At 51.5% G+C, this 16701-nt stretch carries 14 protein-coding genes; 2 read left to right on the forward strand and 12 right to left on the reverse strand.

The features are described 5' to 3' along the window. Nucleotides 1-2 precede the first annotated feature (2 nt). The 12 genes from fabZ to rpsB form a co-directional block, all read right to left on the reverse strand. Nucleotides 3-458 carry a 3-hydroxyacyl-ACP dehydratase FabZ gene (gene fabZ / locus HV229_RS20575; protein ID WP_003018528.1) on the reverse strand — a complete coding sequence of 152 codons (456 nt, stop codon included), beginning with the start codon at nucleotides 456-458 and terminating at the stop codon, nucleotides 3-5. Nucleotides 459-561: 103 nt separating this feature from the next. Further along, a complete protein-coding gene (lpxD, locus tag HV229_RS20580) occupies nucleotides 562-1587 on the reverse strand; it encodes a UDP-3-O-(3-hydroxymyristoyl)glucosamine N-acyltransferase (protein ID WP_003018531.1) in 1026 nt (341 codons plus the stop codon). 3 nt (nucleotides 1588-1590) lie between these two features. After that, nucleotides 1591-2076, reverse strand: coding sequence for a molecular chaperone Skp (skp, locus tag HV229_RS20585; RefSeq protein WP_016151765.1), 486 nt, complete (start codon nucleotides 2074-2076; stop codon nucleotides 1591-1593). A gap of 122 nt (nucleotides 2077-2198) precedes the next feature. Continuing rightward, nucleotides 2199-4613, reverse strand: a complete 2415-nt coding sequence (gene bamA, locus HV229_RS20590) for an outer membrane protein assembly factor BamA (protein WP_016151764.1) — start codon at nucleotides 4611-4613, stop codon at nucleotides 2199-2201. A 29-nt stretch (nucleotides 4614-4642) separates the two neighbouring features. Beyond that, nucleotides 4643-5995, reverse strand: a complete 1353-nt coding sequence (rseP, locus tag HV229_RS20595) for a sigma E protease regulator RseP (RefSeq protein ID WP_046275344.1) — start codon at nucleotides 5993-5995, stop codon at nucleotides 4643-4645. An 11-nt stretch (nucleotides 5996-6006) separates the two neighbouring features. Further along, nucleotides 6007-6864, reverse strand: a complete 858-nt coding sequence (gene cdsA, locus HV229_RS20600; protein ID WP_181546264.1) for a phosphatidate cytidylyltransferase — start codon at nucleotides 6862-6864, stop codon at nucleotides 6007-6009. Between the two features lie 12 nt (nucleotides 6865-6876). Next, a complete protein-coding gene (ispU, locus tag HV229_RS20605; protein ID WP_003018543.1) occupies nucleotides 6877-7635 on the reverse strand; it encodes a (2E,6E)-farnesyl-diphosphate-specific ditrans,polycis-undecaprenyl-diphosphate synthase in 759 nt (252 codons plus the stop codon). 311 nt (nucleotides 7636-7946) lie between these two features. After that, complete coding sequence (gene ispC / locus HV229_RS20610) at nucleotides 7947-9143, reverse strand: 1-deoxy-D-xylulose-5-phosphate reductoisomerase (protein WP_049281543.1); 1197 nt, start codon at nucleotides 9141-9143, stop codon at nucleotides 7947-7949. Nucleotides 9144-9361: 218 nt separating this feature from the next. Continuing rightward, nucleotides 9362-9919, reverse strand: a complete 558-nt coding sequence (gene frr / locus HV229_RS20615) for a ribosome recycling factor (RefSeq protein WP_016151760.1) — start codon at nucleotides 9917-9919, stop codon at nucleotides 9362-9364. A 139-nt stretch (nucleotides 9920-10058) separates the two neighbouring features. Next, nucleotides 10059-10784: a UMP kinase gene (gene pyrH, locus HV229_RS20620; RefSeq protein ID WP_005132114.1), complete on the reverse strand. Its 726-nt coding sequence runs from the start codon at nucleotides 10782-10784 to the stop codon at nucleotides 10059-10061. 145 nt (nucleotides 10785-10929) lie between these two features. Beyond that, nucleotides 10930-11781: a translation elongation factor Ts gene (gene tsf / locus HV229_RS20625; RefSeq protein WP_016151759.1), complete on the reverse strand. Its 852-nt coding sequence runs from the start codon at nucleotides 11779-11781 to the stop codon at nucleotides 10930-10932. Between the two features lie 134 nt (nucleotides 11782-11915). Then, complete coding sequence (gene rpsB, locus HV229_RS20630) at nucleotides 11916-12641, reverse strand: 30S ribosomal protein S2 (protein WP_016151758.1); 726 nt, start codon at nucleotides 12639-12641, stop codon at nucleotides 11916-11918. A 449-nt stretch (nucleotides 12642-13090) separates the two neighbouring features. Here rpsB and map point away from each other — a divergent pair, with 449 nt between their 5' ends. Next, nucleotides 13091-13885, forward strand: a complete 795-nt coding sequence (map, locus tag HV229_RS20635) for a type I methionyl aminopeptidase (RefSeq protein ID WP_181546266.1) — start codon at nucleotides 13091-13093, stop codon at nucleotides 13883-13885. 114 nt (nucleotides 13886-13999) lie between these two features. Beyond that, the gene (gene glnD / locus HV229_RS20640; protein WP_016151756.1) at nucleotides 14000-16672 is read left to right on the forward strand and encodes a bifunctional uridylyltransferase/uridylyl-removing protein GlnD; all 2673 of its coding nucleotides are present in this window, start codon (nucleotides 14000-14002) and stop codon (nucleotides 16670-16672) included. Nucleotides 16673-16701 lie beyond the last annotated feature (29 nt).

Below are 16701 nucleotides of genomic sequence, written 5' to 3' on the forward strand. Positions count from 1 at the left end.
TATCAGGCCTCCCGGCTACGGGCACACATCATCGTTGCTTCGCACACAACTTTACCGTCGACCAGCGCAACCCCTTTAAAACGGGTCAGGCCGCGGCGCGTTTTCTCGAAAGTCACTTCCATGATCATCTGATCGCCTGGCACGACAGGACGCTTAAAGCGCGCTTCGTCAATACCCGCAAAATAGTACAGTTCACCTGGTTCCAGTTTCCCTACGCTTTTAAACGCGAGGATACCAGTGGCCTGCGCCATTGCTTCCAGAATCAGTACGCCAGGGAAAATAGGTTTACCCGGGAAGTGGCCCTGGAAGAAAGGCTCGTTAACAGATACATTTTTCACTGCGCGCAGAAAGCGACCTTCTTCAAAATCCAGCACGCGGTCAACCAGCAGAAACGGAAAACGGTGCGGCAGAAGTTCTAAAATCTCTTCAATATGCAGAGTATGAGTGTTAGTAGTCAAAATACTCTTCCTGTCAAAATATACTAAAAGGCAATAATAACACGGCCTGTCGCAATCGTATGAATGGGACAGGCCGAAAAGTCAGACATGCAAAAACGGTGCTTTAGTCTTGTTGATTAACCTTGCGCTCAATCGCTTTGAGACGCTTGCTCATATCATCAATATTCATCACCAGTGCAGCTGTTTTACGCCATACCTTATTGGGCTGTAGCGGAATGCCTGAGGAATAGACGCCAGGTTCGGTGATAGGACGCATCACCATACCCATGCCAGTAACCGTGACTTTATCGCATATTTCCATATGCCCATTGATCACGCTGGCGCCGCCAATCATGCAGTAACGGCCAATCTTCAGGCTACCCGCCATAATGACGCCACCGGCTACCGCCGTATTGTCGCCAATCACAACGTTATGCGCAATCTGGCACTGGTTATCAATGATAACACCATTACCGATCACAGTATCGTCCAGCGCACCACGGTCAATGGTGGTACAAGCGCCGATCTCGACGCGATCGCCGATAATCACGCGACCAAGCTGCGGGATCTTCACCCAGTTACCGCGATCGTTCGCGTAACCAAATCCATCAGATCCGACGACAGTGCTGGACTGGATCAGGCAATTCTCACCGATCTGAATGTCGTGGTAAATCGTCACATTCGCCCACAAGCGTGAACCTGCGCCGATTTTAGTATTTTTTCCGACGAAGCAGCCTGCGCCGATAACGACGTTATCGCCCAGTTCTACGCCAGACTCAATGACCGCATTTGCGCCCACAGAAACATTATTACCCAGCTTCGCCGTCGCATCGATCACTGCACTCGGTGCAATGTTTTGTGCGGGCTGCGGCGTGGTATCTAAGATTTGCGCCATACGTGCATAGGTCAGGTAGGGATTCTTCACTACCAGCGCTGCACTCTTAGCAAAAGGAAGATCGTCCTGCGTCATCACAACGGCAGAGGCCTGGCATACGCCTAAGTGTTCACGGTACTTAGGATTTACCATGAACGTGATATTGCCAGTTTGCGCAGATTGCATGGACGCTACGCCGGTGATGACGATATCGCCATCACCGTGTAATTCTGCATCCAACTGCTCTGCTAAATCAGCCAGTCGAATTGAAGGCATTACTTATTTAACCTGTTTCAGTACGTCAGCGGTGATGTCTTTTACATCGCTGCTGTTGTATGCAACGGTGTTTGCGTCAACAACCAGATCGATGCTCTGACTGTTAGCAACAGATTTCACAGCTGTCTGGATACGAGTAACCAGTTTGCCACGTTCTTCGTTGGAACGACGCGCACGATCCTGCTCAAAAGCCTGAGCTTTCTGAGAGAAAGTCTGACGCTGAGCCATGACGTCTTTTTCCAGCTTAGTACGATCGCTACCCGCTTTCATGGATTGCAGACGCTGCATTTTAGATTGCAGATCAGATTCCATACGCTGCAGTTCGCTGGCACGGCCTTTGAACTCGTTTTCCAGCGTAGCAGAAACGCCCGTCTTCTGTGCAACCTGTTGGAACAAGCTACCCATGTTGACGATTGCAATTTTGTCAGCAGCCTGTGCGGACGTTGCCATCGCTAAACCGAGACCTGCAGCTAATAACCACTTTTTCACAATTAACTCCTTACCATCCCATTTGCACCCGAAGGTACAGTTCTTTGCGTGGCCAGGCGATCCCATGCAAGATCGCCTAAAGTCATCGCTACACTACCACTACATTCCTTTGCGAAGAACAATTACCAGGTTTTACCAATGTTAAACTGGAATTGTTCCGCTTTGTCTCCATCGTACTTCTTGAACGGCTGGGCGTAGGAGAAAACCAACGGCCCCAATGGGGACATCCATTGTAAAGCGATACCCGCTGACATACGGATATTGTTCGGATCGCTGTAGTCCGGATAACCAGAGTACTTAGCTGAATCCCAATTCGTATCCCAAACGGTACCCATATCCCAGAAGAACGAGGTACGGACCGAGTTGGCATACTTGTCGCTGATAAACGGCGTCGGGGTAATGAATTCCAGGCTGGCGACAGCCATGGCGTTACCGCCCACCGCATCATCCGATTTACACGGTGAAGTATTGGTGGCGTCACATTCGTTATCGTAATCGCTATCGTTGTTATAACGATTAGCCGGTAAATAGACAGCCTTTGGACCGATGGTGTTGGACTGGAAACCACGCACGGTGCTGGAACCACCGGCATAGAAGTTCTCGTAGAACGGCATCTCTTTGCTGCCGATGCCGTCACCATAGCCCCACTTCGTGCGACCCAGAACAACCCATTTGTGATCGTCATCGATCGGCACATAGGTCGCGGTATCCAACGTCGCTTTGTAGTATTCGTTGTCAGAACCCGGAATGGTTACTTTACCGTTCAGGTTGACACGCGTACCTTCCGTTGGGAAGTACCCACGGTCCAGCTTGTTATATGTCCACCCATAGTTGAAGGTGAAATCGTCTGATTTAAAGCTATCAGCGTCAGGATCCTTACCCATTGAAACCAGATAACGTTGCATTGCAACCTGTGGATCCATGTTAGACAAGGAGTTATGCACATAACCCACACCCGCACGTAAGGTGTTGTATTCGTTGATCGGGAAGCCGAGCGTTGCGTCAGTACCATAACTTTTGTTGGTATAGTCGGACAGGTCTGCATCATCCGCTTTAAAGTCATTGTAGAAAACGCGACCACCAAGGCTCACCCCATCAACGGTGAAATATGGGTTGGTGACAGACAACTCAGTATAGGTCTGATAGTCGTTTTTGGTGCCGTTGATCCCGACTGAATAACCGGTACCTAACCAGTTATCTTGCTGAACGCCAGCCTGGAAGCTCACGCCGCTTTCAGTACCGTAACCAACGCCGAAGTTAAAGCTACCGGTGTTACGCTCTTTAACCTTATAGACCACATCAACCTGATCCGGGCTACCCGGTACACGCTGAGTATCGGTATCGACAGTTTCAAAGTAACCCAGACGGTTCAGACGCTCTTTACCCTGATCGACCAGATCACTACCCAACCAGGCACCTTCCATCTGGCGCATTTCGCGACGCAGAACGGAATCTTTAGAGGTGTCGTTACCTTCAAAACGAATCTTACGCACGTAGAAACGGTTACCTGCATCCACGTTTACGCGTAATTTAACGGTTTTGTCGGCGTCGTTGATTTCAGGTTGCGACTGTACGCGCGGATAGGCATAGCCATAGCGACCCAGAAGCTTCTTGATATCATCTTCCATTTTGGTCACTTTGGTGCCGTTATAGAGTTCGCCTGGCTCGATTTTGGTCAGGGTCTCAATTTCGGCGGAGTGCCCAGCCAGGTTACCGCTCACCTGTACCCCTGAAAGCTTGTATTGATCGCCTTCAGTGATGTTAACGGTAATGTAGATACCTTTTTTATCCGGCGTCAGGCTAACCTGGGTGGAATCGATATTGAAGCGAGCATAACCGCGATCCAGATAGTAGCTGCGCAAGGTTTCAAGATCGCCCGCCAGTTTCTGTTTCTGGTATTTACGATCGCCCACCACGTTCCACCACGGCACTTCATCACGCAGTTGGAAGTGAGAGATCAGTTCGTCGGTCGAGAAAGCATGGTTGCCGACGATATTGATCTGTTGGATCTTCGCCGAAACGCCTTCCTGGAAGACCAGCTTGAGGTCAACGCGGTTACGCGGCAACGGCGTTACCACCGCTTTCACACTGGCGCTGTACTTACCGACGCTATAGTAGAAATCTTCCAGCCCTTTTTCGATATCGGCTAGCGTAGTGCGATCCAGAGACTCGCCAACACGCACACCAGAAGCCTCGAGGTTTTGCTTGAGCATGTCATCTTTCACCGATTTGTTACCGGAGAAAGTGATGCTGGCAATCGTCGGACGTTCTTTTACCTGAACCAGAAGGGTATCACCATCGCGCAGGACGCGGACATCCTCAAAGTTACCGGTGGCGAACAGAGCACGAATGGTATTACTGATGTCTTCATCATTAACCGTGTCGCCTGTGCGCACCGGCATACTGAGGAGAGCCGCACCAACGGCGACTCGCTGTAGGCCTTCGAAATGAATGTCCTTCACTACGAACCCTTCAGCACCGTATACGGTGGCGCTGCTAAACAGCAGCGACGCTATGAGCAACTTTTTCATCGCCATCGTTATTATGCGTTCTTCCTAACACTCTCTTACAACCGAGAGAAATCATTGAAAAGTGCAAGCCCCATTAACAACACCAGCAAGATAGAGCCAATGCGATAACTAAAGTCTTGAACCCGCTCGGATACCGGACCGCCCTTCAGCTTTTCAATCGCCAGGAACAGCAGATGCCCCCCGTCAAGAACGGGCAACGGAAACAGGTTGATTATCCCTAAGTTCACGCTGATAAGCGCAAGGAACATCAGGTAATAAATAACCCCGAACTCCGCTGACATCCCAGCCCCCTGGGCGATAGAAATCGGCCCACTGAGGTTGTTCAGTTTTACATCACCGGTAATCAATTTTCCCAGCATACTGACCGTCAGCTTCATCAACTGCCACGTTTTATCCGAGGCTTCGAGGATGGCGCTGAATGGCCCATACTGGCGTACAGTCTTATACTCATCAGGCAGAGGAATAACTTTAGGCACCACGCCCGCAAAACCCTCTGCCTTCCCGTTAACCTGTTTTGAATCTGGGGTTAACGTTAAAGACAAGGAACTTCCTTGTCTTTCAATATCTAGCGCTAACGGCTTATCCGGATTATCGCGCACCAGCGTCACGAACGTCATCCATTGCGTCAGCGGCTGACCATTGACTTTAACGATCCTGTCGCCAGCTTGCAAACCCGCCTTACTTGCAGCGGAGTTTACCTGCACTTCTGACAGCACCGATTCAATCTGCGGACCGCGTGGGCGAATCCCTAAACTGGAAACAGGATCCTCTTTGTCTGGCTCAAATGCCCAATGGCGTAAATCCAGCGTTTTGTCCTGCCGCTGGTTGCCGCCAAACTGCGCCACGCTGAGAGTCGTATGTTCATCGCCAATTTTGGATACCAGTTGTAATCGCACGGCATCCCAATCAGGGGTTTCGATACCATCAACCGCTTTTAGTTCCGTACCCGGCTGAATTTGCGCCTGTGCGGCAATCGAGTTGGGTGTTATTTCACCAACAACCGGACGAACGCCAGGGACACCGATGATAAACACCAGCCAATACGCGAAAATAGCAAAAAGGAAGTTGGCAATCGGACCTGCGGCGATGATGGCTGCGCGTTGTCCAACCGTTTTATTGTTGAAAGCGTAATGGCGCAGCTCCGGTGCGACCGGTTCAGCGCGCTCATCCAGCATCTTGACGTAACCGCCGAGGGGAATCAGGGCGATGACGTATTCCGTACCTGATTTATCGGTACGCCGCCAAAGCGCTTTTCCAAAGCCAATGGAAAAGCGTTCGACGCGGACTCCGCAGCGCCGTGCAACCCAGAAATGACCAAATTCATGCACGGTGATAAGCACACCAAGTGCAACGATGAATGCAGCCAGATTCCAGAGAATACTCAGCATAAGACCATCCGTTAGAGCGTCCTGAATACCAGTAACAACAGGCAGGCAAAGACCGGTACCGCAGCCGTCAGGCTATCAATACGATCCAAAATACCGCCGTGTCCTGGTATTAAGTGACCACTGTCCTTAATACCTGCTTCACGCTTAAACATACTCTCGGTCAGGTCACCCAGCACGGAGGCCAGGGCTGCTACGATGGAGCAAATAAGCAAGGTGACAGGCGCAACCTCAAGATTCGCCCACATGCCATAACCCCATGAGATCACGGCCGCAGTGGCGAGTCCGCCAATAAAACCCTGCCAGGTTTTACCAGGAGAAACCTTCGGCGCCAGCTTATGTTTGCCAAATAGCTTACCAAACATATAGGCACCCGAGTCCGCTCCCCAGACGAGGATCATGACATACAGCAGCCATAACGCGCCACTATAATGATTCTCATCATAGTGCCATGCACGTAGCGCCAGCATTCCCCAAAAGAAAGGGACTATGGTTAACACGCCGAAAATTATGCGTAATGTTTTGGAATTACGCCAGACCGACGCAGAGCCGGGATAAAACAGCACCAGTAACAGCGCCACGCCCCACCAGCCCAGCGACGCCCACAGCGATACTTCAACCAGCGGCTGATGAATATTGCGATGGTATTCCGGCAACAAAAATAGCATCAGTGCCAGCAATAGCCCGCACAAAACAGCCAGCCAGACTCGCTGCGTACGCGTGGTAAAACCGCTTAACTGTCCCCATTCCCAGGCGGCCAGCATACAGACGGCCAGCGTAACAATGGCGAACCCCACCGGCGGCAGCAAAAACAGCGCCGCGATGACAACGGGTATTAAAACAAAAGCAGAAATCAGGCGATACTTCAGCAAAAGCGACCCCCATCAGGCTTTTTCATCACCGGGCTCGGTGCCGCCGAAACGACGCTCACGATTAGCAAAGGCATGCAGCGCACCTTCAAAGTCTTGTTCATCGAAATCGGGCCAGAGAACATCCGTAAAGTAAAGTTCGGCATAAGCAATTTGCCACAACAGAAAATTACTAATTCGATGCTCTCCCCCAGTCCTTATCACTAAATCCACAGGAGCCAGTTCATGCATACAAATTTGCTGCCCCAGCATCTCTTCATCGATTTGCTCTGGACGCAGCAGACCATCCTGCACCTGTTGTGCCAGTTGTCTGACTCCCTGGACTATATCCCACCGTCCACCGTAATTCGCTGCAATATTTAGCGTCAACCCGGTATTCTGGGCGGTAATCGCTTCTGATTTGCGAATCCGTTCTTGCAAACGTGAGTTAAATCGACTGATATCCCCGATAATACGCAGACGTACGTTATGGCGGTGCAGGTTTTTCACTTCGCTATCAAGCGCCCACACAAACAGCTCCATTAACGCGCTCACTTCCTGCGCAGGTCGGTTCCAGTTCTCACTGCTAAAGGCATACAGCGTTAACGCATCAATACCGTTATTGGCAGCAAAAGAGACAGCCCGGCGGACGGACTTTGCTCCGGCCTTATGTCCAAAGGCGCGAATCTTCCCTTGCTTTTTCGCCCAGCGGCCATTGCCATCCATGATAATTGCTACATGGCGACAACCATGTGCTGGCAAATTTTCGCTTAATGGTTTAGTTGCAGACAACATAACGCGTTTTTAGTCCCTGAAAGGATTATACGGTACTCAGGAATACTGAAGCCTTTTGCGCTTCATCCTTCAGGCTGCTCCTTCGTCGGCTGTGATCTTCGCCCAAGTCACATACTCTTTGTATGCTCCAGGGGACTAATCCACTTGCCACCTTGATGCAACCTGAATGATTTTGTGCATCCACAAAAAAGCCGTGTCAAACCACGGCTTACCCGACCGAAAAAAACAAATACCCGCGATCGAGTGGCGCAGACTATATCACTGAAGCCCAACGCTAACAAATAGCGCGATTCTCCGAGGAGGGATTATCATCAGCTTGAGCGTCGCATCACTTCTTTTCTGGCGACTTCCCGCGCGATAGCATCAACCTTCAGCACGTCATCAACGCTCTGTGGCTCCTGCAAATCCATCTTATCCAGTACGGATAAATTCAGGTCAGCAATATCGGTAAATCGGATCTGCTGCGCCAGGAATGCGGCCACGGTAATTTCATTCGCTGCGTTCAAAGCGGTCGTCGCCGCCTGCCCTTGCTCAAACGCGTCCATCGCCAGTTTCAGGCATGGATAACGCTGGTAATCAGGTGCGGAAAACGTCAACGCACTGAGTTTGCAAAAGTCGACAGGCTTAACGCCGGACGTCACTCGTTCTGGCCATGCCATCGTATGAGCAATAGGTGTACGCATATCAGGTTCCCCCAACTGCGCCAGAACGCTACCATCCTGATAACGCACCATCGAATGAATAACCGACTGCGGGTGAATCAGCACTTCCATCTGGCCTGCATTGGCATTAAATAACCAACGCGCTTCAATGTATTCCAGACCTTTATTCATCATGGTGGCTGAATCGACAGAGATTTTTCGTCCCATCGACCAATTCGGATGACGACATGCCTGATCGGGGGTCATAGAAACCAGATCGCGCAATGCCGTTTCACGGAAAGGGCCACCAGACCCGGTAAGCAAAACTGATATGACGCCATTTTGCTCAAGGTCAGCGTATCCCAGATTGTGTTGGATAGGTTGCGGTAAACTCTGAAAAATCGCGTTATGTTCGCTATCTACCGGCAAAAGCTGTGCTTTGTGGCGTTGCACGTCGTCCATAAACAGACGCCCGCAGGTCACCAGTGACTCTTTATTCGCCAGCAAAATGCTTTTGCCCGCACGGATTGCCGCCAGCGTCGGTAGCAAGCCCGCCGCGCCGACAATCGCCGCCATAACCTGATCAACATCATCCAGCGCAGCCATATCACAGGCAGCCTGCTGCCCGCTCATAACCTCAGTACGACTGCCCTGCTCCAGCAGAGCTGCTTTTACCAACGCAGCGCTTTTTTCATCGTCCATTACCGCATAGCGAGGAGAAAATTCCAGACATTGCTCAACCATACGGACGACATTTTTACCCGCCACCAACGCAGCAACACGAAATTTTTCCGGGTTATGGCGTACTACATCCAGCGTACTGCAACCAATGGAACCGGTTGATCCCAGGATGGTTAATTGCTTCATCAGACATCCAGAAGAATTTTACTCGTCATACTTCAAGTTGCATGTACGTTGGCTCTCCTCGTTCACCCCTGTCACGCACAGGTGTACGCTCCCGGGGATGCCCTGCGTCGCCGCCTTCCTGCAACTCGAATATTTAGAGTATATAGACAGAAAAAAGCAAAACGCCGCCATCCAGCCTTCTCAGGCCTTCTAAGCGGCGTTTTTAGCGTACAGGCGAATCAGAACTGCATCAGTTCCGTTTCTTTCTCTGCCAGCGCCGCATCAACTTTCTTGATAGCTGCGTCAGTCAGTTTCTGTACGTCGTCCTGAGAACGGCGATCGTCATCTTCGCTGATCTCTTTTTCTTTCAACAACGCTTTCACTTTGTCGTTGGCATCGCGGCGTACGTTACGTACGGCAACGCGCGCGCCTTCAGCTTCGCCACGCACGATCTTGGTCAGATCTTTACGACGTTCTTCAGTCAGCGGCGGCAGCGGAACGCGGATGTCGGAACCCGCAGAACTTGGATTCAGACCGAGGTCGGAAGCCATAATTGCTTTCTCAACGGCTGGCCCCATAGAACGGTCGAACACGTTGATTTTCAGGGTACGGGAATCTTCAACCGTTACGCTTGCCAGCTGGCGCAGCGGGGTCGGTGTGCCGTAATATTCCACGACAATACCATCCAGCAGGCTAGGAGAAGCACGGCCCGTGCGAATTTTGCTGATTTGGTTTTTGAACGCTTCGACGCATTTGTCCATGCGTACTTCAGCATCTTTTCTGATATCGTTGATCACGTTACGAATCCTTGAAAGCTTGTTTCAGTCAGACCATACCCACCACGCAAGATGTGACAAGTATAGTCTTGATTAATTTTGAGGGACGTATCCCGCGACATTAAAGCGGAATATTACCTGCATTTAGCCGCAACGGGAATTATTCCGTGATTAACGTGCCTTCTTTTTCACCCATAACAACACGGCGCAGCGCACCCGGTTTGTTCATGTTAAAGACACGAATCGGTAATTTGTGGTCACGAGCCAGTGTAAACGCCGCAAGATCCATCACTTTCAGCTCTTTATCCAGTACTTCAGCATAGGTCAACTGTTCGTACATAGTCGCCGTTGGATCTTTAGCCGGGTCAGCAGTAAATACGCCATCGACTTTGGTGGCTTTCAGTACCACATCCGCTTCAATTTCAATACCACGCAGGCAAGCCGCAGAGTCGGTAGTGAAGAACGGATTGCCAGTACCCGCAGACAAAATAACAACGCGGTTGTTACGCAGCAGGCTGATTGCTTCCGCCCAGCTGTAGTTATCACACACGCCATTCAGAGGAATTGCGGACATCAAGCGAGCGTTCACATAGGCGCGGTGAAGCGCATCGCGCATCGCCAGACCGTTCATGACGGTGGCTAACATGCCCATGTGGTCGCCCACAACGCGGTTCATCCCTGCTTTCGCCAGACCAGCGCCACGGAACAGGTTACCACCACCAATCACTACGCCAACCTGGATACCCAGCTCAACCAGCTCTTTGATTTCCTGAGCCATACGGTCAAGGATGCTTGCATCAATACCGAAGCCTTCTGAACCTTGCAGAGCTTCGCCACTTAACTTAAGCAGAATACGTTTGTAGACGGGTTTTGCATTGGTAGCCATGTTTCTTTCCTGAGACTGTCAACGAATGAGATGAATTAATTCCGGCGACATTGTATGTCGCTTTTCAGCATGACCACTATAGCGGTTCGCTGAATTTACAAGCCAGACACAAAAAGAAGCCGCCCTCAGGCGGCTCCTTTAAAAATTAAGACTGCTTGGACATCGCAGCAACTTCTGCTGCAAAGTCAGTCTCAACTTTCTCGATACCTTCACCCACTTCAAAGCGGATGAAGCCTGTTACATCAGCGTTGTGCTCTTTCAGCAGCTGACCAACAGATTTGCTCGGATCCATAACGAAAGGCTGACCAGTCAGAGAAACTTCGCCGGTGAATTTCTTCATGCGGCCTTCAACCATTTTCTCTGCGATTTCTTTCGGCTTACCAGACTGCATCGCGATGTCCAGCTGAACCTGGTATTCTTTCTCTACCACTTCAGCAGAAACGTCTTCCGGCTTAACGAATTCTGGCTTGCTTGCAGCAACGTGCATTGCCAGCTGTTTAACCAGCTCTTCGTCAGCGCCAGTTGCAGCAACCAGAACACCGATACGAGCACCGTGCTGGTAGTTACCCAGAACTTCGCCTTCCAGGGAAGCAACGCGACGGATGTTGATGTTCTCACCGATTTTAGCAACCAGAGCAACACGTTCTTCTTCGAACTGCGCTTTCAGAACTTCAACGTCAGTGATTTTGCCAGCAACGGCAGCGTCCAGTACTTTGTCAGCAAATGCCTGGAAACCAGCATCTTTAGCAACGAAGTCAGTCTGGCAGTTAACTTCCAGAATGAAAGCGATGTTGCCGTCGATTTTGGTTTTGATTACGCCGTCAGCAGCAACGTTGCCTGCTTTTTTCGCCGCTTTGATTGCGCCGGACTTACGCATGTTTTCGATTGCCAGCTCGATGTCGCCATTAGCTTCAGTCAGTGCTTTTTTGCAATCCATCATGCCTGCGCCAGTACGCTCACGCAGCTCTTTTACCAGGGATGCGGTAATTTCAGCCATTCTAAAATCCTCGGAAGATTTGATCTGCCCGGCATGAAACCGCACAGATTTAAAAGTGAAAAAGGGGCCTAAAGGGCCCCTAACCAAACGTGATACTACCTGGTTTATAAGGGGGCTCGAACGAGCGTGCCTTATTATTCAGCTTCTACGAAGCTTTCTTCCGCCTGGGAAGCCAGATCCTGAGAACGGCCTTCACGAACGGTAGTAGCTACAGCGCCCAGGTACAGGGTCACAGCACGGATTGCGTCGTCGTTACCCGGGATAACGAAGTCAACACCGTCCGGATCAGAGTTGGTATCAACGATAGCAAATACTGGGATACCCAGGTTGTTTGCTTCTTTGATAGCAATGTGCTCGTGGTCAGCATCGATTACGAACAGAGCGTCCGGCAGACCGCCCATGTCTTTGATACCGCCCAGGCTGTTTTCCAGTTTCTCAAGCTCACGAGTACGCATCAGCGCTTCTTTCTTGGTCAGCTTTTCGAAAGTACCGTCCTGAGACTGAGTTTCCAGATCTTTCAGACGTTTGATGGACTGACGAACGGTTTTCCAGTTAGTCAGCATGCCGCCCAACCAGCGATGGTTCACGAAGAACTGGTCGCAGTTGTTAGCAGCTTCTTTCACCGCTTCGCTTGCAGCGCGTTTAGTACCAACGAAAAGGATTTTACCTTTACGAGCAGAGATCTTGTTCAGTTCAGCCAGAGCTTCGTTGAACATCGGTACAGTTTTCTCAAGGTTGATGATGTGAACTTTGTTACGCGCACCGAAGATGAACGGCTTCATTTTCGGGTTCCAGTAACGGGTCTGGTGACCGAAGTGAACACCAGCCTTGAGCATGTCGCGCATGGAAACAGTTGCCATGATTAAAACCTCTATATATAAAAGTTGGGGTTAAGCCTCCACGCATCCCATATTACCGACCCCAAAGGGCACCCCGGAATATGTGCCGATACGTGTGTGTTGTTACACAAAGTGAGATTTGTCGCTCCCGTCCATCGTGTGTAGTCTTCAAATGGATCGGAAGTCCGGCGCGCTTTATACCACAAATACGCTACCGACACCAATAATTGTTGGCGGTGCGTGCTGAATGAACGATGAATTTCGTGTTACAGGGAGGCAGCCAATTTTTGCATCTCCGGGAGCCTACATGCTGTAAGCGGCTGGAGTGAAAAATTACGGCCAACGCACCTGTGGCACGAAAGGCGAAGTTCAGAATGATTCTCAATTTGGCAGCATGTATGCCGGACTGATACCATTGGCACCACTTAAACAATTATTGCCGATATCATCGGCACTGATGGACAGAATTCATGGCTATCTCAATCAAGACCCCTGAAGAAATCGAAAAAATGCGCGTCGCTGGCCGTCTGGCCGCCGATGTACTGGAAATGATCGAACCGTTTGTTAAGCCTGGCGTCAGCACCGGCGAACTGGATCGCATCTGTAATGACTACATCGTGAATGAGCAGCAGGCCATTTCCGCCTGCCTGGGCTATCACGGTTATCCGAAGTCCGTGTGCATCTCTATTAATGAAGTGGTGTGCCATGGGATCCCGGACGACGCCAAGCTCCTGAAAGACGGCGATATCGTCAACATCGACGTAACCGTGATTAAAGACGAGTTCCACGGTGATACCTCGAAAATGTTCATCGTCGGCAAACCAACCATTCTGGGCGAGCGTTTGTGCCGCGTCACGCAGGAAAGCCTGTATCTGGCGCTGCGGATGGTAAAACCGGGTATTCGCCTGCGCACGCTGGGCGCTGCGATTCAGAAATACGCGGAAGGCGAAGGCTTCTCTGTGGTTCGTGAATATTGCGGTCACGGCATCGGTCGCGGCTTCCATGAAGAGCCGCAGGTTCTGCACTACGATGCAGACGACGGCGGTGTGGTACTGCAGCCGGGCATGACCTTCACCGTAGAACCCATGCTGAATGCCGGTGATTGCCGCATCCGCACCATGAAAGACGGGTGGACGGTGAAAACCAAAGATCGGAGCTTGTCTGCTCAGTACGAGCATACTATTGTGGTGACGGAAAAAGGCTGTGAAATTCTGACATTACGCAAGGATGACACCATCCCGGCGATTATCACACACGACGAATAATGTTTTGCCTGATGGCGATGCACCCGCATCTTATCAGGCCTACAAATTGTACTACTTCGTAGGCCGGGTAAGGCGTTCACGCCGTCATCCGGCTTTTTTAATGGGTGGCGCATAATGAATACTCTTCCTGAACAACACGCAAATACTGCCCTCCCCACCCTGCCAGGCCAACCGCAGAACCCCGGAACCTGGCCGCAGCACGATCTCAACTGCCCCGGCATTAAAGCGCATATCGACACTTTCCAGCACTGGTTAGGTGACGCGTTTGACAGCGGGATTTCCGCAGAGCAGCTGATTGAGGCCCGCACCGAGTTTATTGACCAGTTACTGCAACGTCTGTGGATTGAAGCCGGTTTCGGTCAAATTGCCGACCTGGCGCTGGTTGCCGTTGGCGGTTACGGGCGCGGCGAACTGCATCCGCTTTCCGATATTGACCTGCTGATCCTGAGTCGTAAAAAGCTACCAGACGCGCAGGCCGAAAAAGTTGGCGAACTGTTAACGCTGCTATGGGACGTGAGGCTCGAGGTTGGGCACAGCGTGCGCACGCTGGAAGAGTGTCTGCTGGAAGGATTGTCAGATTTAACCGTCGCCACCAACCTGATTGAAACACGCCTGCTGATTGGTGATGTGGCGCTGTTTCTTGAGCTACAAAAGCATATTTTTAGCGAAGGTTTCTGGCCGTCCGATAAGTTTTACGCAGCCAAAGTTGAAGAACAGAATCAGCGCCACCAGCGCTATCACGGCACCAGCTACAACCTGGAGCCGGATATCAAAAGTAGCCCCGGCGGCCTGCGCGATATTCATACCCTGCAATGGGTGGCCCGCCGCCATTTTGGCGCCACCTCACTGGATGAAATGGTCGGTTTCGGCTTTTTGACGCAGGCAGAACGTGCCGAGCTGAATGAATGTTTGCATATCCTGTGGCGCATTCGCTTTGCCCTGCATCTGGTCGTTAGTCGTTACGACAACCGTCTGCTGTTTGATCGTCAGCTCAGCGTGGCGCAACGCCTGAACTACGGCGGTGAAGGCAATGAGCCTATCGAGCGGATGATGAAAGACTATTTCCGCGTCACACGACGGGTCAGCGAACTGAACCACATGCTGTTGCAACTGTTCGACGAGGCGATCCTCGCCCTGCCCGCCGATGAAAAACCACGTCCGATTGATGACGACTTTCAACTGCGCGGCACGTTGATTGATCTGCGCGACGACGACCTGTTTATTCGCAAACCCGAAGCGATATTGCGGATGTTTTACATCATGGTGCGTAATAGCGCGATCAGCGGAATTTACTCCACTACGCTGCGCCATTTACGTCATGCCCGCCGTCATTTAACGCAGCCACTGTGCTACATCCCGGAAGCGCGTTCGCTGTTTCTCAGTATGTTGCGCCATCCGGGCGCGGTGAGTCGCGGCCTGCTGCCTATGCATCGCCACAGCGTGTTGTGGGCTTATATGCCGCAATGGTCGCATATTGTCGGCCAAATGCAGTTTGACCTGTTTCATGCCTATACGGTGGATGAACACACCATTCGCGTAATGCTCAAGCTGGAAAGTTTTGCTAACGAAGAGACCCGTCAGCGCCATCCGCTGTGCGTGGATCTGTGGCCGCGTCTACGACAGCCGGAGCTGATTCTGATTGCCGCGCTGTTCCACGATATCGCCAAAGGTCGCGGCGGCGATCACTCGGTTCTCGGCGCCCAGGATGTGCTCAAATTCGCCGAACTGCACGGTCTGAACTCCCGCGAAACGCAACTGATCGTGTGGCTGGTGCGCCAGCATTTGCTAATGTCGGTTACCGCTCAGCGCCGCGATATTCAGGATCCCGAAGTCATTAAGCAATTCGCCGAAGAGGTGCAAACGGAACATCGTCTGCGCTTTTTGGTGTGCCTGACCGTCGCAGATATTTGCGCCACCAACGAAACGTTGTGGAATAGCTGGAAACAAAGCTTGCTGCGCGAGCTGTACTTCGCGACGGAAAAACAGTTACGGCGCGGGATGCAAAACACGCCGGATATGCGTGAGCGCGTACGTCATCATCAGCTTCAGGCGCTGGCGCTACTGCGCATGGACAACATTGATGAAGAAGCGCTACACCATATCTGGTCGCGCTGTCGCGCCAACTATTTTGTACGTCACAGCCCAAATCAGCTGGCCTGGCATGCGCGTCATCTGCTGCAACACGATCTCAGCAAGCCGCTGATCCTGCTCAGCCCGCAGGCTACGCGAGGCGGGACGGAAATTTTCATCTGGAGCCCTGACCGCCCTTACCTGTTTGCTGCCGTCTGCGCCGAACTGGACAGGCGCAACCTTAGCGTCCACGATGCGCAGATTTTCACCACCCGCGATGGGATGGCGATGGATACGTTCATTGTGCTGGAACCAGACGGTAGCCCGCTGTCGTCAGACCGACACGAAGCGATCCGTTTTGGGCTTGAACAGGCGATCACCCAGCGTAGCTGGCAGCCGCCGCAACCGCGTCGCCAGCCGGCAAAATTACGTCACTTTACCGTCGATACCGAGGTCACTTTTCTGCCGACCCATACCGACCGAAAATCATTTCTTGAGCTTATCGCTCTCGACCAGCCAGGGCTGCTGGCGCGGGTCGGGCAGATTTTTGCCGATCTGGGAATTTCGCTGCATGGCGCCCGAATTACAACTATTGGCGAGCGAGTAGAAGATTTATTCATAATCGCCACCGCCGACCGGCGCGCCCTTAATAATGAGCTGCAGCAGGAAGTGCATCAACGGTTGACAGAGGCCCTCAATCCAAACGATAAAGGGTAATGTTTTTATTTATTATGGAAAGAGTTTAA

It is taken from the genome of Citrobacter sp. RHBSTW-00524 (assembly GCF_013747755.1).
Lineage (GTDB): Bacteria > Pseudomonadota > Gammaproteobacteria > Enterobacterales > Enterobacteriaceae > Citrobacter > Citrobacter braakii.

Excerpts from the sequence above, each read along its gene's own strand:
- pyrH (WP_005132114.1), bottom strand. The coding sequence starts at position 10,784 with ATGGCTACCAATGCAAAACCCGTCTACAAACGTATTCTGCTTAAGTTA.
- bamA (WP_016151764.1), bottom strand. The coding sequence starts at position 4,613 with ATGGCGATGAAAAAGTTGCTCATAGCGTCGCTGCTGTTTAGCAGCGCC.
- map (WP_181546266.1), top strand. The coding sequence starts at position 13,091 with ATGGCTATCTCAATCAAGACCCCTGAAGAAATCGAAAAAATGCGCGTC.
- ispU (WP_003018543.1), bottom strand. The coding sequence starts at position 7,635 with ATGTTGTCTGCAACTAAACCATTAAGCGAAAATTTGCCAGCACATGGT.
- lpxD (WP_003018531.1), bottom strand. The coding sequence starts at position 1,587 with ATGCCTTCAATTCGACTGGCTGATTTAGCAGAGCAGTTGGATGCAGAA.
- glnD (WP_016151756.1), top strand. The coding sequence starts at position 14,000 with ATGAATACTCTTCCTGAACAACACGCAAATACTGCCCTCCCCACCCTG.
- rpsB (WP_016151758.1), bottom strand. The coding sequence starts at position 12,641 with ATGGCAACTGTTTCCATGCGCGACATGCTCAAGGCTGGTGTTCACTTC.
- ispC (WP_049281543.1), bottom strand. The coding sequence starts at position 9,143 with ATGAAGCAATTAACCATCCTGGGATCAACCGGTTCCATTGGTTGCAGT.
- tsf (WP_016151759.1), bottom strand. The coding sequence starts at position 11,781 with ATGGCTGAAATTACCGCATCCCTGGTAAAAGAGCTGCGTGAGCGTACT.
- rseP (WP_046275344.1), bottom strand. The coding sequence starts at position 5,995 with ATGCTGAGTATTCTCTGGAATCTGGCTGCATTCATCGTTGCACTTGGT.